The organism is Paenibacillus sp. J22P143 (assembly GCF_059692035.1).
Map to the genome: position 1 here is coordinate 1 of NZ_JCAUAQ010000030.1, position 20,406 is coordinate 20,406.

Genomic DNA, 20,406 nt, shown 5'->3' on the forward strand with positions numbered 1-20,406 from the left:
GTATGTAAGACCCCTTGTAGACGACGAGGTTGATAGGTTCGAGGTGGAAGTGCGGCAACGTATGCAGCTGACGAATACTAATCGGTCGAGGGCTTAACCAAAATTCCTAAGTAATCTAACTTTACGTGAGTTTCGTATCTAGTTTTCAGGGAATACTATTCCTGAATCGTATATATATCTTGGAGAGATACCCAAGTGGCTATAAGGGGACCCTCTGCTAAGGGGTTAGACTGCGTAAGTGGTGCGAGGGTTCGAATCCCTCTCTCTCCGCCAGTTCCAAATATATATACACTTTTATGTGGCGGCGTAGCTCAGCTGGCTAGAGCGTACGGTTCATACCCGTAAGGTCGGGGGTTCGAGCCCCTCTGCCGCTACCATAAAACCAAACACCAGATGGAGGCTTAGCTCAGCTGGGAGAGCATCTGCCTTACAAGCAGAGGGTCGGCGGTTCGATCCCGTCAGCCTCCACCATCTTTATGCCGTTGTAGCTCAACTGGTAGAGCAACTGACTTGTAATCAGTAGGTTGGGGGTTCAAGTCCTCTCGACGGCACCATTATTATGGTTAACCTTTTTGTAGCATGGAGCTGTGGTGTAGTGGCCTAACATGCCTGCCTGTCACGCAGGAGACCGCGGGTTCGAATCCCGTCAGCTCCGCCATTTCTTATTACATTTAATGTAGGACATGCTATAAATAATATTTTGGCTTTGTAGCTCAGTCGGTAGAGCAGAGGACTGAAAATCCTCGTGTCGGCGGTTCGATTCCGTCCAAAGCCATTGAGATGGTTGTATTGCTAAGGCAATACGGGTATCTCGTATCTGGAGGCTTAGTGAAGTGGCTAAACACGGCAGACTGTAAATCTGCTCTCTTCGAGTTCGGTGGTTCGAATCCATCAGCCTCCATTTTCCCTACGAGTCATTAGCTCAGTTGGTAGAGCACCTGACTTTTAATCAGGGTGTCGTAGGTTCGAATCCTACATGACTCACTTTTATAAGCAAATGTACAAGACCGTAGGGTCTTTTTTTTTTTTTTTCTACGACTGACCAATCAACTAACAAGGATTTCCAGCCACCTCTGTTGAAGTATTTAAGACATACTTTAATGGAGGTTTTTCTCATGCCATTACCGAAGAACCGGATCACTCCTGAAAGAAAAATATACTTTCAGCCCGAATTTTCTTGCTGCGTTCACTGCGGAGCAAAACTGAAGCGAAGTCATACGGCTTGGAAGAAAAATATCTCTACACTAAACGGTGTCATTCAAGCTTGGAGCATGGCCTATGTTTGTTCTAATGCAAACTGTGCCTACCCAAAAACATACTACAAATCCGCGGAAGCAGCGTTGCTTGCTATGAAGCATACTTCATATGGCTTTGACGTGCTTGCCTTAGTTGGTCAACTTCGCTTTAAACAACATATGACCATTGCTGAAATTACCGAAGAACTTACGGAGCGCGGTGTGTCCACATCGGAGCGTAATTCGCAAAGATTGTATGAACGCTATCTAACACTGTTACGTTCGAGTGTGACTGAATTTGTGAAAGATGAACTTCAACACGTTGTCAATCAACACGGCGGAATTATGATCTCCATGGACGGTGTCCAGCCTGAGAAAGGGAATGAGACCCTTTATGTCATTCGAGAAGTTTTCAGTGGGACAATTCTCGTCGCAAAAAGCGTAAAGAGTAGTTCGGCTGAAGAACTGAAGAGCCTCATTCAACCTGTTATCGATTTAGGTTTTCCCATCATCGGTATCGTTTCAGACGGACAGCAGTCTATTCGTCTTGCTATGGAATCACTTCTTCCTGAAGTCCCGTATCAGTACTGTCAATATCACTATTTAAAAGATGTTGCTAAGCCTATTGTGGATCTAGATCGAAAATTAAAAACGGGCATAAAGAAAAGTCTCCGCGGCATTCGTGCAATTGAAAGAAAGCTAGACCAAAATGACTCCGAAGAAGCCGAAGTTGCAAGAGACTATTTGGCTGCGGTACGTTCCGTTCTTTTGGAAGATGGTAATCCGCCTTTGGATCTGCCAGGTCTTCGAATCTATGAGACATCAGAAGCAATTCAGGCATCGCTTGAAAGCTGCCTGAGTAAAAAAAGAGCCCTCTCTACTTCAAAACATAATCAGAATATTCAGTAAACTTAGTGAATTCAGCTCACTATACGAAGATGTAAAACGCTGGTCACTCCCACTCCAGTACGTAGCAGAAATATTGAATCCAACTGACGATCAAAGCAGTGATTCGGTACGATTTCACATGCAGTGTTTGCTAGAATGGGTAGATTTGACCTATACCAAAGAAACTGATCAGATTATGATTTCTAATCTGAAAAGTTATACGAAAGGATTTTGGAAAGGGCTTTTTACTTGTTATGACCATTCACATGTACCCCGGACGAATAATGATCACGAGAGATTCTTCCGAAAAACGAAAACACGCCATCGGCGAATGACAGGACTCCGGAGTTGGAACGAGTATATTGTTCGCTCGGGAGAATTTGTTGTATTTGTTGATGACGCACTCCAACAGAAGAACTTAGTAGGCAGACTCCAAAGCATAACCTATGAAACTTTTCAAACCGAAAGACAACGGTGGTCCTTACGGTTACAGGAAACAACCAAGCGTCGTCGCTTCAGAAAAAATCCAGCAAAATACCTTAAAGAGGCAGAAAACAAGTTCTGTATGTTAATTGGTCAGTCGTAGTTTTTTTTCATTATATAAAGAAAAAGCATCCTATTGCAGGATGCTTTTTTGCTGTTCGGATTGTGCTGTTCAGAGCTTGTCTGCGACAGACTGCATTTTTTGTTCCATGGAGGCGGGCTTGTCGCGGCGATCATCGATTTTGATGGAAGTGGATACACGCGCAGCGCCATTCAAGAAAGGTACCTCGTGGACGGCACGTATGACCTCGAATAGACGGTCTAGGGACCCTTCCAGGATGGTGCCCATGGGTGTCATTTGAAAGTGGATATCGGCGTGACGTTCTAACTCTTTATGAAGATCAGCTACATAGCCGCTAAGGCTAGTTGTGGCTGTTCCGATAGGGATGATGGTAAATTCAGCTATGGCCATTGATCACAGACTCCTTCCTTTTAACTACTCATGATGTAAGGATAACAATCAGGAGCTTGCAAGGTCAATGATATAATCGGCTGTACGCGCTGCTAGGGCCATTACGGTAAGCGTGGGGTTGCCTCCGCTAGAGGTGACAAATAAGCTAGCATCGCATATGAACAAGTTAGGAATGTCATGACTTTGTCCAAACGAATTAACTACTGATGTCGTAGGATCATTACCCATACGGCATCCACCCATTAGATGCTGCGTCTCTGGAACGACATAAGAGATCTCTCCACCGGCAGCTCGAAGAATCAGCTTCATATTTTCAACAGCATGATTAAGTAGTTTGAGATCGTTATCACAGTAATTGAAGGTCAAGGAAGCGACAGGCATACCAAATTCATCTTTTTCATCAGAAAGCGCTACGTGATTGTTCCAGGCAGGCAGCACTTCTCCTACCATTTTGAGACGGCCATAGAAGTTGTAATCCTGCATAGCTTGTCTGAATGATGATCCCCATAGAGGGGCTTCAGTGGCTTTCCGAAAGCCATCTGCCATCTCGATAGGCCTTGAGCCGTGAGCATGTAAGGTATAGCCGCGGACAAAGCCTCTGCGTGGATCCGTTTCATAGAAATCTTGCGTGGAGGCCAGTACGGGCGTTCCTTTGTACAATCGGACTTCCTCTTCGAACTTGGCGTAAACGTCGTTGCTGCTATGTGTCATAATCGCTCGGCCTACCCAACCGCTGGAATTTGCTAATCCATCAGGGAACTGAGTTGTGGCGGAGTGAAGAAGCAAGCGAGGTGTTTCTACCGCATGTGCACAAAGGATAACGGTTTTGGCCCGTTGACGATAGGTAGAGCCTTCGTGGACAAAGAGAACCCCGCAAGCGTGTCCATACGCATTCACTTCAATTTGAGTGACTCTGCAGTCCGCTAGAATTTCTGCGCCAGCCTGAACCGCTTTAGGAATTTGTACGATCAAGGTGCTAAATTTCGCGTTAGGCATACAACCCTGAAGGCAGAAGCCGCGATTCGTGCAGGCAGAGCGCCCCTCTAAAGGCGTAGACAGAATAGCCAAAGGAGTAGGGGCTGATTGAATACCTAGTGATTTACAACCTTTGTGGAATAGAAGGGCATTCGGGCTTAGTGAATCTAGCTCTGGTAAGGGATAGGGTCCTTGAAAGTTTCCCCAAGGGAAATGCTTCGGTCCGGATACGGAGATTTCTTTTTCTATTCTCGAGTAGTAGGGCTCCAAGTCTTTGTAATGAATGGGCCAATCTTCCCCAACGCCATCAATAGACTTTGTTTTGAAATCAGATTCATGAAATCGCAGAAAAATGCCCGTAAAGTTCTGAGTACCACCGCCAATCCCCATGCCTGATTGATGCCTTCCTGTGACGAATGGCTGGGCACCATCAGCAAGACGTGTATCCTCCCATGCTAAACGCTTCATACTGAGCTCATCACTTGCGAAATCCTTCTCAGGTTCACGCCAAGGCCCCGCATCAATCACAACGACTACGAGTCCAGCTTCACTGAGCTCTTTGGCTAGAACGCCTCCAGCAGCACCTGCTCCTACGATGACAATATCCACCGTTTCATCTTCATAGCGCCACTTCATGATCGTTTCGCAGCCTCCCAAGACTCTAATTGGCTAGGACTATTTAGTGTGTATCCACGAGGATAAGCAGGTCCTCCAAACCCAATTTCCGACCAAACCAAAGGATGAGCGTAGTAGGCTTCGACACTGAGTTGAAGAAGCTTCTGAAATAAGACTTTTTGAGGGATGCCGTCCCAATTTTTCGTCGGTGGATAACTGTAATTACTGATTTGTAGCATAATGTTCCGTTGGTTCGTTTCATCTAATTGAAAGAAAGGCTGACTGTTTGCGAACCATCCCGTTTCATCGATCGCTTTGAGTCCTTGACGTAAAAGTATTCGAATCGGAGGTGTGCCCACTTTACGTTGTCCTTCTCCTCTATTTTCCGATAACACCTGATCGATATGGTTGATGACGTATTGAATGATTTCTCCGCGATGATCGTCCATAAGCAGCGAACACCATGCCCGAAGCGTTTCCGCCTCAACGAATGTTATATATCCGTAAGCATGTTCACGAACGAGCCGAGCATTCACAATGGATCTGGTGTGTGCATCCCATTCCTTGCTTTCTTCCATGACATCATAGGTTGGATAATGGTTATGATCTTTCATGCTTGTCACCTCCATAGCTATCGAAAATAAATCCCAAAAGTGCTACTACAATTATTTCCAAATCCATGAAAAATATGAATATATACGGATATGAAGTTGTATTATTCCTATTGATTTCATAGAAAAGGGTCCAATGTGATGAAGGTATTGGCATCATTGCCAATGTCATGGATGATAGGAAACATTTTAGAAATGAAAGACTTTACATAACCATGGTAATCTAGTTCTAGTGACTTAGAAGGTTTCCGTTTTACCCAATACACCCAAGAGCCCCCTTACAGGAGGAGATACCATGATAAAGAGTCTTGCACACCGCACATTAGGAATTACCGCTGCGATCACGATCGCATTATCAGCGACAACTGCTGTTTCCGCCTATGCCGCGGCAAATGATGATATGGATGCTGTTTCTTTGGCTAATAAAATGGTTGGCGTCGATTACTCCAAAAGTGATGAAACACCCTCTGCAGGATTTGATTCATCAGGACTGATCTATTATGTCTATGAAACGTTAAATTACACAGTACCTAGAACCTTAGCGGGTCAATTCAACATGAAATCAACGAAAATTACGAAAATAGATAAAGCAGAGCCAGGTGACATCTTGTTCTTTGGTAGTGGCTCCAAGCCAACATTTGCTGGGATCTATGTGGGCCAAGGGAAAATGGTCATGGCATCCAAGAAAAATGACGAAGTTATCACCCGTAATGTAAGTGATTTTAAGGGGAGCTTTATTGGTGGAAGAAGCATTCTTTCTGCTAAGGATCGTTTGAAAGCTGAGGTGGTCCTAACCGCACAGAAATATCTTGGAACCCCTTATGATTTTGGTGCAAAATATGGCCAAACCAAAACGATGGACTGTTCTTCCTTTACAAAAACCGTGTTTGCTGAATACGGAATTACACTGCCTCGTGTTTCTCGTGATCAAGCTAAAGAAGGTACATTCGTTAGCAAAAGCAATTTGCAAACCGGAGATTTGGTTTTCTTCACAACGGTGGATTCCGGCAAAAACATCGGACATGTTGGTATTTATGTAGGTAACGGCATGATGATTCATACGTATGGTGAAGGCGGCGTGAAATTCACATCCATTAATAAAGAGTGGTGGGCTGATCACTACGTAACAGCTCGCCGCGTAATTAAATAGAACTTCTTTAATGAGGACCCTCTTGCCAATTTCGCAGGAGGGTTTCTCGCGATTCACAGGAGTGGGCATACATATGATACAATAGAGAGAAAAATATAGAAGATGCTATTGGCAATAAGGAGTGAAGGCAGATGATTTGGGAGCATGTTAAAGAGCGATTGGAAGCGGTTTTACAGTCGCCAATACAGATAAGCCTGATACCTGAGTCCGATTGGCACCAGCTTGTTGAGGATCAGGGAGAGCGCCAGGAAGGTTTCAATCGAAGTGTTAACCGGGGTCTGGAAGTACTTTTCTTCGTTTCCCAGGAGCATAAAGAGGTTCGTGTCCTGCAAATGGATGGGAGTAAGCTGTCTGTATCTGAACGCAAACTTGTCGAATTAACGATTGAATCCAAACAAACGGTGGAAAAGAAGCAATTCGGCTCTTATCTGTCAGAAGATGAAAGAAAGTCGAATCAATTAAGAGAGTGGCTGCTACAGCAAATGGAACGTGGGACTAGCCATGCTGAGTTGCCCGATGCCCTTGCTTCGCAATCGTCATTATATTCAACTAAAATTCCGCTGCTGTTATATGGGGACTATCCTCAGAATCAACGGGTTTCCTACACAGAGCTTAAGAAGTTATTGGAATCGTTCTTCGAAGCGGAGATTATTCTAATTCCATTGCTAGAGAAGGAGTGGTTGATCTTAGCGCCAGAAGTCCTTATTACCAGCGGCAGTGAGGAACGAGATGGAGACGAGGAAGAGAGTGTTGAGCAAACGCTCGATGCACTAGGTTCAGGCTTGTATGAGATGTTGGCAAATGAATGGGTAGGCGAATGCCACTTAGCCATTGATTTCCCTGTGAAGCCGGCGAAGTCCATGTTCGCCACCGTGCTAAAGCTGCGTGAGACCATCATGCTGGGCCGCTCCTTCCACGTAGGCAGCTTTATTCATTTGCGTTGGGAGCTTCGTCTTGAGAAGCTGCTGCACCTCATTGAGGAAGAGGAGAAAACCGAATTCCTGGAGCAGGTGCTCCACGGCACAGATCATGTGCTGGATAGCGAAACGGTAACGACGCTGGAGCACTTCTTTACACTAGACTGTAATGTTAGTGAAACAGCTAAGAAACTATATATTCATCGAAATACATTGCTATATCGGTTGGACAAGTTCAAAAACGAGACTGGACTGGACGTTAGGACGTTTAATCATGCGGTTTTGGTACGTCTGGCCTTGCTATTGTACAAAGTAACGAAAAGAAAGTGATTTTTTTGTAGGGATTGTGCATAGTCAGTCCTCCGTTCGTAGGGTAAGATGTGTATATAGAAATGTTGATGAACAAAGTATTTGAAAGATAAATTGTAGGGGGAATGAAATCATGGCAGGCGTACGTTTAAATCATATCGTTAAAAGATATTCTGGTGCAGAAGAATCAACAGTTAAAGATTTCCATCTTGAAGTTGCTGACAAAGAGTTCGTAGTACTTGTTGGTGCATCCGGTTGCGGAAAATCCACAACTCTTCGTATGATCGCAGGCTTAGAGGAAATCACTGAAGGTGAACTTTACATCGGAGACCGCCTTGTAAATGACGTAGCTCCAAAGGATCGCGATATCGCGATGGTATTCCAATCCTACGCTCTTTATCCGCATATGACTGTTTATCAAAACATGGCATTCGGATTGAAACTTCGTAAATTCAAAAAAGCTGATATCGATGCTCGCGTTCGCGAAGCAGCGAAAATTCTAGATATCGTTCACTTGCTTGATCGTAAGCCAAAAGCGCTTTCCGGTGGTCAACGTCAACGTGTTGCCTTGGGTCGTGCGATTGTTCGTGAGCCACAAGTATTCTTAATGGATGAGCCGCTTTCCAACTTGGATGCGAAACTTCGTGTACAAATGCGTGCGGAAATCACAAAACTTACAAAACGTCTTGGTGTTACGACAATCTACGTAACGCATGACCAAATCGAAGCAATGACAATGGGCGATCGTATCGTTGTTATGGATAAAGGTATTATTCAACAAGCAGCTACACCAGAAGAAATCTACAACTTCCCAGTTAATATGTTCGTTGCAGGATTCATTGGATCCCCATCCATGAACTTCATGTCCGGAACATTGACATCAGAAGGTGGCGGCGTATTCTTCAAAGCAGGTACTGTTAATGTTGAAGTTCCAGCTGGTAAAGCACAAGTTCTTAAAGACAAAGGATTTGTTGGCAAAGAAGTGATTCTGGGAGTTCGTCCAGAAGATATTCACGAAGAGCCAGTATTCTTGGAAGCTTCCCCGAACACAGTATTCAACGTAAATGTTGAATTGACTGAGAACTTGGGTCACGAAATGTACTTGTACTTGAACGGTATCGGCGCTAACACAGTAATCGCTCGTGTTGACGGTCGTTCCGGAATCAAAGAAGGTACAAATGTTAAATTGGCACTTGATATGAACAAAGTTCATTTCTTCGATAAAGAAACAACACTTTCCATCTTGGTTAACCCTAACCTATAGGATTGTACTGAAAGGCCAGCCGTTATCGGCTGGTCTTTCTATTTTATTATGGAAGTTGTGTATGCTACAGTTGATTTAAACTAGGTATTCTATTACGATGAAACTATTGGAAACCTGCGTGCAACATGACAAGCACATGGTACATAAGCAAATTCGAAGGAGTTAGGACAATGGCCAAAAAAGTAAAGGTTTCCGAAATGATGGAACAGCTACATATGGAAGTGTTAGCAGGTGAGGGCGGGCTGAAGCGTCCTATTACAACAGGTGACTTGTATCGCCCTGGTCTTGAGATGGCCGGATATTTCAATTACCATCCCAAAGAGCGTATTCAGATGCTTGGGAAGACAGAAATTACGTTTATTGAAATGTTGACGACTGGCGTTCGGAGAAATCGGGTTGAGCAGTTGTGTGCTCCTGAGGAAACGCCATGTATTATTGTAACGCGAGGACTAGAAGTTCCCGTGGAGCTGCTTGAAGAGGCGACTAAACGTGACTTGCCGGTGCTTAGAACACAGTTGTCGACGACGATTTTTGCAAGCCGATTAACTGGCTTTCTCGAAAATAAGCTTGCTCCTAGCACAACCATCCATGGTGTCCTTGTTGATGTGTACGGTGTAGGTATGTTGATTACTGGAAGCAGCGGGATTGGGAAAAGTGAAACCGCGCTTGAGCTTGTGAAAAGAGGGCACCGACTCATCGCGGATGACGCGGTAGAAATCAGACAAAATGGAGATAAAGTACTGACTGGTAATGCGCCAGAGTTGATTCGTCATTTGCTTGAAATCCGCGGCGTCGGTATCATTAATGTCATGACGTTATTCGGCGCGGGCGCGATCCGTAATGTGAAGAAAATCTCGGTTGTCGTTAAATTGGAAAATTGGCAGCAAGAGAAGCAATATGATCGTTTAGGCTTGGATGAGGAGCTAACACGGATTATAGATACCGATTTGCCGCTCGTTACGATACCTGTAAGACCAGGCCGAAACTTGGCAGTCATTGTTGAAGTTGCGGCGATGAATTATCGCTTAAAGCGAATGGGGTACAACGCGGCGCTGCAGTTTACGAATAAGTTAACGGAATCGTTAAACGAAGATTTTGAGGATTTTGATTGACCACATAGGAAAGTATAAGTTTTCGGTTCCCTAAAACCGCTTTCCTATTGGCGATAAAACCAACTTTAAACGCGGTCGCTCATCCGTGAATGGCCTCGATAAAGGTTTTCTCATAGCTGTGAAAAGCTCACATTAATGAAGGAGTGAAACCATGTTAGAAAGTGTTGCGTTTTCCCTGGGACCGATTCATGTCCGATGGTATGGCATTATTTTAGGAACAGCAGCCTTAATTGGTTTAATGTTGGCAATCAGAGAAGGAAAGCGATTCAAGATCGTGCCCGACTTCTTCATGGATTTATTATTAATTGGGGTTCCTTCTGCCATTATTGGGGCTAGAATTTACTACGTTGCCTTCCAGTGGGATGACTATAAAGATAATTTATGGGAAGTATTCATGATATGGCACGGTGGGATTGCGATATATGGCGCACTGATCGGTGCGATTATCGGTACTTCGTTCTATATTCGGGCAAAGGGGTATAACTTCTTCCGAATTGCGGATATTCTTGCGCCTGGTTTGATTGTTGGACAAGCGATCGGTCGTTGGGGCAATTTCATGAATCAGGAAGCTCATGGAGGTCCGGTAGAGGAGTCATTTTTGAGAGATAGTCTGCATTTGCCGAATTTTATCGTGAATCAAATGAACATTGAAGGTACGTTCTATCATCCTGCGTTTCTCTATGAATCGGTATGGAGTTTTGCAGGGCTGTTGCTATTATTCTGGCTTCGCCGTAGGCCGTTCTTAAGGGCAGGCGAGCTATTTTTAAGTTATTTCATCTGGTATTCCATCGGTCGTTTCTTCATTGAAGGGATCCGTACAGACAGCCTGGACATCACGGGGCCAGGTTGGTTAGCTTCATTGATGAATGCGTTATGGTCACCTATGAAAGTCGTGTTTAAACCAGGCGTGCTGACGTATGGAGGGAATATTCGATTCTCCCAGCTGCTTGCACTGCTGATTATTATCGCGGCTGTGACCATGATTATCATTAGAAGAAAAAAAGGTTACGCCAATATGCGGTATGCGGACCCGATTGTATCCACGCTGGCGATTGAGAAAAACAAAGTAGTCAAAGAGGAAGAGACAGATAAAGGAGTCAACTATGATTCGAACGGTACTATTTGATTTAGATGGCACAATTGTAGATACGAATGAATTGATCGTTCAATCATTCTTGCATAGCTTGGAAGGCGAAACACCGGAGCCCGTTAGTCGAGAGCTCATTATCCCTAATATGGGGCGACCGCTAGTGGAGCAAATGGTATTTTTTACGGGCAAGAATGAAGTTGAAGCGATCATAAATAAGTATCGTACGTTTAACTTATCTAAACATGATGAGCTTGTAAAGGAATTTCCAAACGTGCGTACAGTAATGGCGAAGCTTCACGAAAAGGGTATCAAGATCGGCATTGTTACGAGTAAAATCAGACTTACTACGTTGATGGGGCTCAAGCTTTGCGGCTTAGATTCTTATGTTAGCGCTATTGTGACAGTGGATGATGTGAAGGAGCCAAAGCCGAGTCCTGAAGGTATTTTCGCAGCGCTGAAAGAGCTAGGCAGTTCAGCTGAAGAAGCGATGATGGTAGGCGATAGCCATTATGATATTGAAGCTGCTCAAAATGCTGGAGTTACATCCGTCGGTGTATCCTGGTCATGGAAAGGGCGCTCCTATTTAGAACAGTACAAACCTGATCATATTGTTGATGATATGTTTGACCTGTTGCCGCTAATTGGGATATCGTCGGATGTGAAGGCTGATTGAGGAATACAGAAAAGTATCCAGTTGACGGCCCAAACGCGCTATGGCAAATCTACCAAACCGTGAGTAAATGGAAGGCCATGCGAAATTTCGTGTTTATCCAAATGACGAGATATTCGCCTTCCTTAGGGTTGAAAAATTGGATTTATCGTCGTGTTCTAGGAATGACGGTTGGTGAGCACTCAGCTTTTGCTTTGATGGTGATGGTGGATGTGTTTTTTCCAGAGAGGATTCATATTGGAAGCAATACGATTATTGGCTATAACACGACGATACTCGCGCATGAGTATTTGACGAAAGAATACCGACTAGGGGACGTACGGATTGGATCCCATGTGATGGTTGGGGCCAACTCGACAATCCTCCCGGGTGTGACAATTGGAGATTATGCAATTATTGGCGCGGGCACAGTCGTTCATAAAGATGTGGCACCGCATAGCTTTGTGGCAGGTAATCCGCTGCAGGTTATTAGGTCGGGAAGTGCATAGTATAAGTAAGGTAAATAAGATGGGCTCAACGTCATTGTGATGTTGGGTCCATTTTTTGTTGTGTAAAAGAAAAAGAATCTGAAGAAAGTGACTAATAAAAAAGGCATATAGGGAATAGTAAAGTCGCAGTAAAATCAAAAGTAAAGGGAAGGTGTCGATTAAGTGCAGCAATGGAATCGTAGTAAAATCGCAGATGTGAAAAAAGGTAACTTTGGAAGGTCTATAGGAAAGCGTGTAGGAGTAGTAGTACTAGCTCTCATGCTGCTTTTATCCTTGCCAACAACGAGCTTGGCTGTCGGTAAAGAGGCGCACGGACCAGATGTTTTTGTTATCCAAGGGATGCTGAAAACACTAGGCAGCTATTCTGGTGATATTAACGGTTACTACGATGATGCAACTGCTCAGGGTGTAAAGTATTTTCAGAAAAAGCATGGGCTGTCGGTAACCGGCACAGTAGATAGCCGTACGCTCGAGTCGATTACCTATGGCTATATGAAGCTTAAAGGTGTCGGTCAGGGTCAAGGCGGCGGTAAAGATAGAGGTAAATGGCAAAGTGGAGGCCAAGGAGGCGGTGGCGGCACTGGCGAAGGCCAAGGCAAGGGTGGCGGTAAAGGCGGCGGGGGCAAGGGACAAGAAGGTGGTCAAGGGCAGGGTCAAGGTCAAGGACCAAGTGGCGGTCAAACGCCAGCACCAAACGGTGGAGGAAGGCCAGTACCTAATGGCGGTCAGACGCCAGCGCCTAATGGTGGAGCAACGCCAGCACCAAATGGAAATGGTAACGGACAAACACCAGCGCCTAATGGCAACGGTCAAAACGGACAAAAACCTGGGCCGAATGGGAATGGACAAATTCAGGCGCCAAATGGCAATGGTCAATTACAGGCACCTAATGGAAATGGAAACGGTAATGGAAATGGTAACGGGCTAAATGGAAGTCAAGCGCCGAATGGTGGTAAAACACCGAACGGACAAATAGAGGAAGACTAGTTATGAATATTCATCCGAAGAGGGCATGCTGCCGCGACAGCATGCTTTTTTACTTTTCCGATCAGAGTTGACGTCATATGGGTTTATATGCCATTCTTAATACGAATTTCATAATCAGTTGTGTCAAATATGATCCTATAAATGAGGCGCCGAACAGGGCGGAGATGGATTGACGGTCATTAGGATACGTGTTAAAATAGCCGTACATTCTTTATTTTGGTAGCATGGTAGCACGTTAATGCAATAAAGCAATTAGAAGACGATATATGAATGATAACAGATTATACTCCTACTTATTGAGGTGAGACGGTGTCGAAGCCAAAAGTATTTGAAAAGCCGTTAGGTGCAAAAGATTATTTGCCAGAAGCGGTAACGAAACTCAGAAATATAGAATTCCGTGTATTGGCCTGTATGGAGCGCTGGGGCTATAACCAGATCATTACACCTACACTTGAATATTACGATACAGTTGGCGTTGCAAGCTCCACAGAGGACAAGAAGCTGTTCAAACTGCTAGATCGCAAAGGGAAAACACTCGTACTTCGATCTGAGCTTACAGCACCAATCGCGCGTGTAGCATCATCGCTATTAAAGGAACAAGTGTTTCCACTCCGTCTTTCCTACCATTCGAATGTTTTCCGATCGATTGAAGAAGAAGCGGGCAGAGATTCAGAGTTCTTTCAAACAGGCGTGGAACTGATTGGTGATGCTTCATCGGAAGCAGATGCAGAGGTCGTAGCGCTTGCGATTGCGTCGTTGCAAGCCGCGGGCGTCGAGAAGTTTAAGATTGCCCTCGGCCACGTTGGTTTTCTGAACGGATTGTTTCAAGAAACACTGGACGGGCGCACCGATGCACAGCTTTCCCTGAAAGAGCATCTACTTAGTCGTGATTATGTCGGATATCGGGAAGCGATTAAATCACTATCTCTTACTCCAGACGTAGAGCGAGAATTGAATGGCGTACTAAGGCTTCGTGGCGGCGACGAGATTTGTGAGCAGGCTCGCATGGTCTCCCAGCATCCAATCGCTCAGGACTCGATTCGACATCTATGCGAAGTGTGGGATGTGCTGAAAGCATATGGCGTGAGCGAGCATGTAGTGATTGACTTAACGATGATTGGAGATTTCTCCTACTATACAGGTATGACATTCGAAGGGTATGCGGCTGATTTGGGCTTCCCAGTTTGCAGTGGAGGCCGGTACGATAACTTATTGAGCCAGTTTGGACGTCCAGCGCCAGCTACAGGCTTTGCGCTCAAAACGAATCGGATTCTTGAAGTAACAGGCAAGGAGCAGGTGAAACACCCGAGTCGCGTGCTGATTGCTTACGATGCAGAGCATCGTGAAGAGGCGTTGCAGCTGGCGAAAGCTAAGAGAAGTGAGGATGAAGCGCGTGCGGTCATCACACAGCTAATAACGAAAGCTCAGATCAATGATCTCGATAGAGCGGGATATGACGAAGTAATCAAGTTGATAACGGAATAGCCTCTCAGCTAGATGAGGGAAGTTTGGAGGAGGTTGGAACGGTGGATGACATTCTTAAAGTAGCGATGCCGAAAGGCCGTATCTATAAACAAGCAGCAAAGCTGTTCACGAAAGCGGGCTTGCCTATACCTGAGGATTTGGAAGAAGGCCGCCGTTTAATCATCCCTGTGCCAGGGGCGAAAATGGAATTTATTCTGGCCAAGCCAGTCGATGTTCCGACCTATGTAGAGTACGGCGTAGCTGATATCGGAGTGGTGGGTAAGGATGTTCTGATGGAAGAAAATCGGAATGTTTACGAATTGCTTGACCTCGGGATCGCACGCTGCCGGATGTCGGTGATTGGATTACCAGATTGGAAGCAAGTCATCAACCCGCGGGTTGCGACTAAATATCCAAACGTAGCGTCTCAATATTTCCGCGAACAAGGACAGCAGGTTGAAGTGATCAAGCTGAACGGCTCAATTGAGTTAGCCCCATTAATCGGACTAGCTGACCGCATCGTAGACATGGTTGAGACAGGGCAAACCTTGAAGGAAAACGGACTTGTGGAGCAAGAGGAAATCTTTCAAATCACGAGCCGCTTAATCGCGAATCGTGTGAGTTACCGGATGAAGAACGACTCCATCCAACGGTTGTGTGATATGCTGCAGGCGGTACTGCCGACAGTTAAACTATAACGCGTTAGTTAGTAAAGATGAGGGGAAGATGAAAATGCGGATCATGCCAGCTTCCGAATTTCAGTTAAAACGTGAAGTCGAATACGGCTCACCTGAGCAAAATGAGTCCGTCCGCCGCATCATCGATGAGGTGCGGCAGGACGGAGATGTCGCGCTGCGTCGCCTAGCGAAGCAGTTCGACGGCGTAGACGTCGCTGAGCTGCGCGTCAGCGACGAAGAGATCCAAGCGGCGTACGAGCAGGTCGACGCCGCGTTCCTAGCGGCGCTGCGTCAAGCCGCCGCTAACATTCGTGCGTTTCATGAGAAGCAGAAACGCAACTCATGGATGGACCTGCAGCCGGACGGCAGCCTGCTGGGCCAAATCATCCGACCGCTGAAGCGGGTCGGATTGTACGTGCCCGGAGGGAAGGCGGCATACCCGTCCTCCGTGCTCATGAATGCCATCCCCGCGATCGTCGCGGGGGTGCCAGAGATCGCGATGGTGACGCCTCCGTCCACCGCGGGGGAAGAAGGCATCAACCCGCATATCCTAGTGGCAGCAGCCGAAGCGGGTGTGAAAGAGATCTACCGCGTAGGCGGGGCGCAGGCGATTGCCGCGCTGGCCTACGGGACAGAATCGATCGCGCCGGTCGATAAAATCGTCGGCCCAGGCAACATCTACGTCGCGCTGGCGAAGCGCTTCGTGTTCGGCGTCGTCGATATCGACATGATCGCCGGACCAACGGACATTGTCGTGCTCGCTGACGAGCATGCCGATCCTGAATACGTCGCGGCCGATTTGCTGGCGCAGGCCGAGCATGATGAGATGTCACCGTCGATTCTGGTGACACCTTCCCGCGAGCTAGCCGAAGAGGTTCGGCTAGAATTGTGGCGGCAGCTGGATCTGCTGCCGAAGAAAGCCATAGCTGCCGTATCCACGGCGACGAAAGGCGCGATCCTGCTCGTCGACTCGCTCGACGAAGGCGTGGACGTCATCAATCGCTTGGCGCCGGAGCACTGTGAACTGCTCGTACAGGATCCTTTCACGTGGCTGCCGCGCATTGAAAATGCCGGTGCCATTTTCCTAGGCGCCTATAGCACAGAGCCTGTCGGCGATTATTTCGCCGGACCGAACCATGTGCTGCCGACGAATGGCACAGCCAGATTCTCATCGCCACTGAATGTGGACGATTTCCTCAAAAAATCAAGCGTTATTCACTATAGCAAGGAAGCATTACTCGCGAACGGCGACATGATCATGACATTGGCTCGGAATGAAGGGCTGGAAGGCCATGCGCGTGCCGTTGAGGTAAGACTTAAAAAAGAAGGGAAGTTGACCTAGATGGCGGAACAGGATCAAGTTAGAGCACGTTCAGCAAGCGTAGCCCGCAAAACAAATGAAACCGATATTTCCCTTAAGTTTGAAGTGGATGGAACAGGGATTTCGGAGATCCAAACGGATGTTCCCTTCCTGAATCATATGCTAGATTTGTTCACCAAGCATGGTCACTTCAATTTGAAAGTGGATGCCAAAGGCGATATTGAAATCGATGATCATCACACAGTTGAAGACATTGGGATTTGCTTAGGTCAAACACTGCGTGAAGCACTCGGTGACAAAAGAGGCATCAAACGCTATGCGAGTGTATTCGTCCCGATGGACGAAGCATTGGCCCAAGTGGTGATTGATATCAGCAACCGTCCGCATTTGGAGTACCGTGCAGAGTATCCTACAGCGAATGTAGGCAGCTTTGAAACACAGCTTGTGCATGAATTCCTTTGGAAGTTTGCTCTTGAAGCGCGCATCACTTTGCACGTCATTGTTCATTATGGCAAGAACACGCATCACATGATTGAAGGTGTGTTCAAAGCGTTAGCTCGTGCACTGGATGAAGCAACATCGATTGATCCTCGTGTGCAGGGGGTTCCTTCGACGAAGGGAGTGCTGTAGGCATGATCGCGATTATTGATTATGGAATGGGTAATTTACATAGCGTGAGCAAAGCGGTTGAGCGGCTGGGCTATGAAGCGATTGTAACAGGAGATCCAGCGCAAATTCTAGCTGCAGAAGGCGCGATCCTTCCCGGTGTCGGCGCGTTCGGAGATGCGATGGAGCATTTGCGCGAATCAGGTCTGGATGAGGTTGTGAAGCAGTATGCAGCGTCTGGCAAGCCCTTGATAGGTATTTGCTTAGGCATGCAGCTGTTGTTCACTAGCAGTGAGGAGCACGGACTACATGAAGGGCTAGGGCTGCTGCCTGGGTCGGTCGTGCGTTTCCGCGGAGACTACAAGGTGCCGCACATGGGCTGGAATCGTCTTAGCTACAAGCAGAGTGAGAGCCCTATTTTCAAAGGCATCGAAGAAGGTCATGTATATTTCGTTCACTCCTATCATGTGAAGCCGGAACGGGAGAGCGATCTGTTGGCAGTGACCGACTACTATCAACCTGTTACAGCGATAGTAGGTCGGGATAACGTCTACGGCATGCAGTTCCACCCTGAAAAAAGCGGCGATATCGGTATGCAGCTGCTGGGCAACTTTTTAACCCTTTGTAAATAAGTAATGAAGAGTCTCAAGGAGGTGCTGAGCATGTTAGCCAAAAGAATTATCCCTTGTCTCGACGTCAAGGATGGCCGAGTGGTGAAGGGCGTAAATTTCGTGAATTTACGTGATGCCGGTGATCCCGTAGAGCTTGCGGCGATTTATGATAAAGAAGGTGCGGATGAGCTCGTGTTTCTCGACATTTCGGCTTCGGTTGAAGGGCGCGCGACGATGGTCGAGGTTGTCCGCCAAACGGCGGGCGAGATTACGATTCCGTTCACGGTTGGCGGCGGGATTTCGAGTGTCGATGACATGAAACGTCTCCTTCGCGCAGGTGCGGACAAAATCGGGATCAACACGGCAGCAGTGCTGGGCCCTCAGCTCGTTTCCGATGGCGCGCGGAAGTTCGGTTCCCAGTGTATTGTGGTAGCCATTGACGCGAAGTTTAATCCCGAGTGGGGAGAATGGGAAGTGTACACCCATGGTGGTCGCAAACCGACGGGCATTAAGACGCTGGAATGGGCGAAACGCGTAGAAGAGCTGGGCGCAGGCGAAATCCTACTGACGAGCATGGATGCAGACGGAACGAAAGACGGCTTCGATTTGAAGCTGACACGCGCGGTATCCGAGCTGCTGACGATCCCTGTGATTGCTTCTGGCGGAGCGGGAAAAGCAGAGCATTTCTACGATGTATTTACCGAAGGCAAGGCCGATGCAGGGCTGGCGGCAACCATTTTTCACTATAAAGAGTTAACGATAGACGGGGTCAAGGCGGACCTGAAAGGTAAAGGGGTTGAAATTCGATGACATTTTCAGTGGATCAAATTCAATATGATGCGCAAGGACTAGTTCCTGCGATCGTGCAGGATGCAGTAAGTAAAGAGGTTCTAATGCTTGCTTACATGAACAGCGAGTCTCTGCAACGCACGATTCAAACGGGGGACACTTGGTTTTGGAGCCGTTCCCGCGGGGAGCTTTGGAATAAAGGGGCAACTTCTGGTCATACGCAAAAGGTAAAAGCACTTCGCTACGACTGCGATGCGGATACGCTTCTTGTTCTTGTGGAACAAGTGGGGCCTGCTTGTCACAATGGCACATACACCTGTTTCGGGGCGAACATCGCGGTGGAAGGTTCTGTCGAAGAAGCTGCACCTGTTGCGACTAATGAGCGTTTTGCCATTTTAGCTGAGCTTGAAGCTGTCATAGCTTCCCGTGACGCGGAGCGTCCTGAGGGTGCATACACGACCTACCTTTTCGAAAAAGGGGTCGACAAAATCCTTAAAAAGGTGGGCGAAGAAACAGCAGAAGTCATTATTGCAGCTAAAAATAAAGACAATGAAGAGCTTCGTTATGAAGCGAGCGATCTTATTTTTCACTTAATGGTGCTTTTGCGTAATAATAAATTGCCATTGGATGATATTATGAAAGAGCTGGCTAATCGTCACGCGAAATAAACGGCTACGCCGTCCTTCAAGGACGGGAGCGTTTATCCAGAAATATAAGACAATTTAGTACGTGAAACTTATAAAGTCTTATATTTTCAAAAAATAAAGTAAATGGCCTGGAGTGAATTCACGATGTTGATTGATTATCATACACATCATGTGCGCTGCGGTCACGCCTCTGGGGAACTGGAGGAATACGTCAAACGCGGCATTGAGATCGGGCTTACCCAGTTGGGGCTTTCTGATCATATGCCGCTTTTGCATGTCGACCCGCAAACGTATTGGCCAGAAATGGCAATGCCGATGGAGGAGCTTCCTCGTTATGTGGAAGAATGTCTTCAGCTCAAGGAGAAATATAAGGACCAGATTGATATTCGTGTCGGTCTGGAAGGCGATTATGTCGAAGGGTATGAGGCGGAAATTGCGACAATCATTAATGCCTACCCATGGGACTACGTGATCGGTTCCGTTCATTTCCTAGGCGAGTGGGATATTTCTGATTTTAGGCAGCTGGCAGGTTGGGAAGGTAAGGATATTTTTGCGGTTTATACCCAATACTACGAGGCAGTGAAGCAAGCAGTCCGAACCGGACTGTATGATTATATCGGTCATATCGATATGATCAAACGATTTGGTTATGTGCCAGACCGCGATACGTGGGAGTTGGAGAAAGCCGCATTGGATACCGTGAAAGAATATGGGCTGGCAATTGAGTTGAATGCTTCGGGCCTGCGTCATCCGTGTAAAGAGATGTTTCCGAGCCGCCGTATGCTAGAATATTGTCATAAGGTGGGAATTCCTGTGACGCTTGGATCAGATGCGCATCAGCCGGAACGGTTGTCTCAGTATTTGGATGAGGCCAGAGAGCTATTAAAAGTGATTGGATTTAACGAAATAGCCACATTTTCTGCTCGAAAACGACATCTTGTGACTTTTTAAATTCGACACATATCATGTATAATGAGTAGGACTATATAATCTATTTAATGAACCTTCGGAGGTAACCATTAACC

General features: G+C 46.5%; 20 protein-coding genes, 8 tRNA genes and 1 rRNA gene. 26 read left to right on the plus strand and 3 right to left on the minus strand.

Annotated features, from left to right (window positions below):
- The 10 genes from AC58PQ_RS25660 to AC58PQ_RS25705 all read left to right on the plus strand — a co-directional run.
- Window positions 1-101 (plus strand): 23S ribosomal RNA (locus tag AC58PQ_RS25660); the annotation flags it as partial.
- A gap of 80 nt (window positions 102-181) precedes the next feature.
- Window positions 182-273 (plus strand) — tRNA-Ser (locus AC58PQ_RS25665).
- 27 nt (window positions 274-300) lie between these two features.
- Window positions 301-377: transfer RNA gene (locus AC58PQ_RS25670), tRNA-Met, on the plus strand.
- Window positions 378-395: 18 nt separating this feature from the next.
- Window positions 396-471: transfer RNA gene (locus AC58PQ_RS25675), tRNA-Val, on the plus strand.
- Between the two features lie 7 nt (window positions 472-478).
- Window positions 479-554: transfer RNA gene (locus tag AC58PQ_RS25680), tRNA-Thr, on the plus strand.
- Window positions 555-581: 27 nt separating this feature from the next.
- Window positions 582-658: transfer RNA gene (locus tag AC58PQ_RS25685), tRNA-Asp, on the plus strand.
- A 44-nt stretch (window positions 659-702) separates the two neighbouring features.
- Window positions 703-775, plus strand: a tRNA-Phe gene (locus AC58PQ_RS25690).
- Window positions 776-819: 44 nt separating this feature from the next.
- Window positions 820-901: transfer RNA gene (locus tag AC58PQ_RS25695), tRNA-Tyr, on the plus strand.
- Window positions 902-911: 10 nt separating this feature from the next.
- Window positions 912-984 (plus strand) — tRNA-Lys (locus AC58PQ_RS25700).
- Window positions 985-1,115: 131 nt separating this feature from the next.
- Window positions 1,116-2,144, plus strand: coding sequence for a transposase (locus AC58PQ_RS25705; RefSeq protein ID WP_497246609.1), 1,029 nt, complete (start codon window positions 1,116-1,118; stop codon window positions 2,142-2,144).
- 634 nt (window positions 2,145-2,778) lie between these two features.
- Here AC58PQ_RS25705 and AC58PQ_RS25710 read toward each other — a convergent pair.
- Genes AC58PQ_RS25710 through AC58PQ_RS25720 form a run of 3 tightly spaced genes read right to left on the minus strand, consistent with a single transcriptional unit; the run spans window position 2,779 to window position 5,282 of the window.
- Entirely contained in the window at window positions 2,779-3,078 is a 300-nt protein-coding gene (locus AC58PQ_RS25710) for an MTH1187 family thiamine-binding protein (protein ID WP_497246611.1), read from the minus strand.
- 48 nt (window positions 3,079-3,126) lie between these two features.
- Window positions 3,127-4,689 carry a GMC family oxidoreductase gene (locus AC58PQ_RS25715; RefSeq protein ID WP_497246613.1) on the minus strand — a complete coding sequence of 521 codons (1,563 nt, stop codon included), beginning with the start codon at window positions 4,687-4,689 and terminating at the stop codon, window positions 3,127-3,129.
- A complete protein-coding gene (locus tag AC58PQ_RS25720) occupies window positions 4,686-5,282 on the minus strand; it encodes a gluconate 2-dehydrogenase subunit 3 family protein (protein WP_497246615.1) in 597 nt (198 codons plus the stop codon). The genes AC58PQ_RS25715 and AC58PQ_RS25720 overlap by 4 nt, the downstream gene beginning before the upstream one ends.
- A 292-nt stretch (window positions 5,283-5,574) precedes the next feature.
- On the opposite strand from AC58PQ_RS25720, the gene AC58PQ_RS25725 reads away from it, so the two are divergent.
- From AC58PQ_RS25725 to hisJ, 16 genes are all read left to right on the plus strand, one after another.
- On the plus strand, window positions 5,575-6,429 hold the full coding sequence (locus AC58PQ_RS25725; RefSeq protein WP_497246617.1) for an NlpC/P60 family protein: 855 nt from the start codon (window positions 5,575-5,577) through the stop codon (window positions 6,427-6,429).
- A 131-nt stretch (window positions 6,430-6,560) separates the two neighbouring features.
- Entirely contained in the window at window positions 6,561-7,676 is a 1,116-nt protein-coding gene (locus tag AC58PQ_RS25730; protein ID WP_497246619.1) for a PucR family transcriptional regulator, read from the plus strand.
- 112 nt (window positions 7,677-7,788) lie between these two features.
- Window positions 7,789-8,919 (plus strand): ABC transporter ATP-binding protein, encoded by a 1,131-nt coding sequence (locus AC58PQ_RS25735; RefSeq protein WP_497246621.1) that lies wholly within the window; start codon window positions 7,789-7,791, stop codon window positions 8,917-8,919.
- Between the two features lie 170 nt (window positions 8,920-9,089).
- Window positions 9,090-10,031, plus strand: coding sequence for an HPr(Ser) kinase/phosphatase (hprK, locus tag AC58PQ_RS25740; protein ID WP_477593196.1), 942 nt, complete (start codon window positions 9,090-9,092; stop codon window positions 10,029-10,031).
- A gap of 151 nt (window positions 10,032-10,182) precedes the next feature.
- The gene (gene lgt, locus AC58PQ_RS25745; RefSeq protein WP_497246623.1) at window positions 10,183-11,157 is read left to right on the plus strand and encodes a prolipoprotein diacylglyceryl transferase; all 975 of its coding nucleotides are present in this window, start codon (window positions 10,183-10,185) and stop codon (window positions 11,155-11,157) included.
- On the plus strand, window positions 11,135-11,794 hold the full coding sequence (gene ppaX / locus AC58PQ_RS25750) for a pyrophosphatase PpaX (RefSeq protein ID WP_497246625.1): 660 nt from the start codon (window positions 11,135-11,137) through the stop codon (window positions 11,792-11,794). Before lgt ends, ppaX begins: the two co-directional genes overlap by 23 nt.
- The gene (locus AC58PQ_RS25755; protein ID WP_497246627.1) at window positions 11,791-12,279 is read left to right on the plus strand and encodes an acyltransferase; all 489 of its coding nucleotides are present in this window, start codon (window positions 11,791-11,793) and stop codon (window positions 12,277-12,279) included. Before ppaX ends, AC58PQ_RS25755 begins: the two co-directional genes overlap by 4 nt.
- Before the next feature lie 162 nt (window positions 12,280-12,441).
- Window positions 12,442-13,266, plus strand: a complete 825-nt coding sequence (locus AC58PQ_RS25760; RefSeq protein ID WP_497246629.1) for a peptidoglycan-binding domain-containing protein — start codon at window positions 12,442-12,444, stop codon at window positions 13,264-13,266.
- Window positions 13,267-13,575: 309 nt separating this feature from the next.
- Complete coding sequence (locus tag AC58PQ_RS25765) at window positions 13,576-14,751, plus strand: ATP phosphoribosyltransferase regulatory subunit (protein WP_497246631.1); 1,176 nt, start codon at window positions 13,576-13,578, stop codon at window positions 14,749-14,751.
- Between the two features lie 41 nt (window positions 14,752-14,792).
- Complete coding sequence (hisG, locus tag AC58PQ_RS25770) at window positions 14,793-15,428, plus strand: ATP phosphoribosyltransferase (protein WP_065851290.1); 636 nt, start codon at window positions 14,793-14,795, stop codon at window positions 15,426-15,428.
- A 34-nt stretch (window positions 15,429-15,462) separates the two neighbouring features.
- Complete coding sequence (gene hisD, locus AC58PQ_RS25775) at window positions 15,463-16,749, plus strand: histidinol dehydrogenase (protein ID WP_497246679.1); 1,287 nt, start codon at window positions 15,463-15,465, stop codon at window positions 16,747-16,749.
- Window positions 16,750-17,358, plus strand: a complete 609-nt coding sequence (hisB, locus tag AC58PQ_RS25780) for an imidazoleglycerol-phosphate dehydratase HisB (protein ID WP_497246633.1) — start codon at window positions 16,750-16,752, stop codon at window positions 17,356-17,358. It abuts the gene before it with no gap.
- Window positions 17,359-17,360: 2 nt separating this feature from the next.
- The gene (gene hisH / locus AC58PQ_RS25785; protein WP_497246635.1) at window positions 17,361-17,966 is read left to right on the plus strand and encodes an imidazole glycerol phosphate synthase subunit HisH; all 606 of its coding nucleotides are present in this window, start codon (window positions 17,361-17,363) and stop codon (window positions 17,964-17,966) included.
- Window positions 17,967-17,996: 30 nt separating this feature from the next.
- Window positions 17,997-18,755: an imidazole glycerol phosphate synthase subunit HisF gene (gene hisF / locus AC58PQ_RS25790; protein WP_173120425.1), complete on the plus strand. Its 759-nt coding sequence runs from the start codon at window positions 17,997-17,999 to the stop codon at window positions 18,753-18,755.
- Window positions 18,752-19,402: a bifunctional phosphoribosyl-AMP cyclohydrolase/phosphoribosyl-ATP diphosphatase HisIE gene (hisIE, locus tag AC58PQ_RS25795; protein WP_497246637.1), complete on the plus strand. Its 651-nt coding sequence runs from the start codon at window positions 18,752-18,754 to the stop codon at window positions 19,400-19,402. Before hisF ends, hisIE begins: the two co-directional genes overlap by 4 nt.
- A 123-nt stretch (window positions 19,403-19,525) precedes the next feature.
- A complete protein-coding gene (gene hisJ, locus AC58PQ_RS25800; RefSeq protein WP_497246639.1) occupies window positions 19,526-20,332 on the plus strand; it encodes a histidinol-phosphatase HisJ in 807 nt (268 codons plus the stop codon).
- Window positions 20,333-20,406 lie beyond the last annotated feature (74 nt).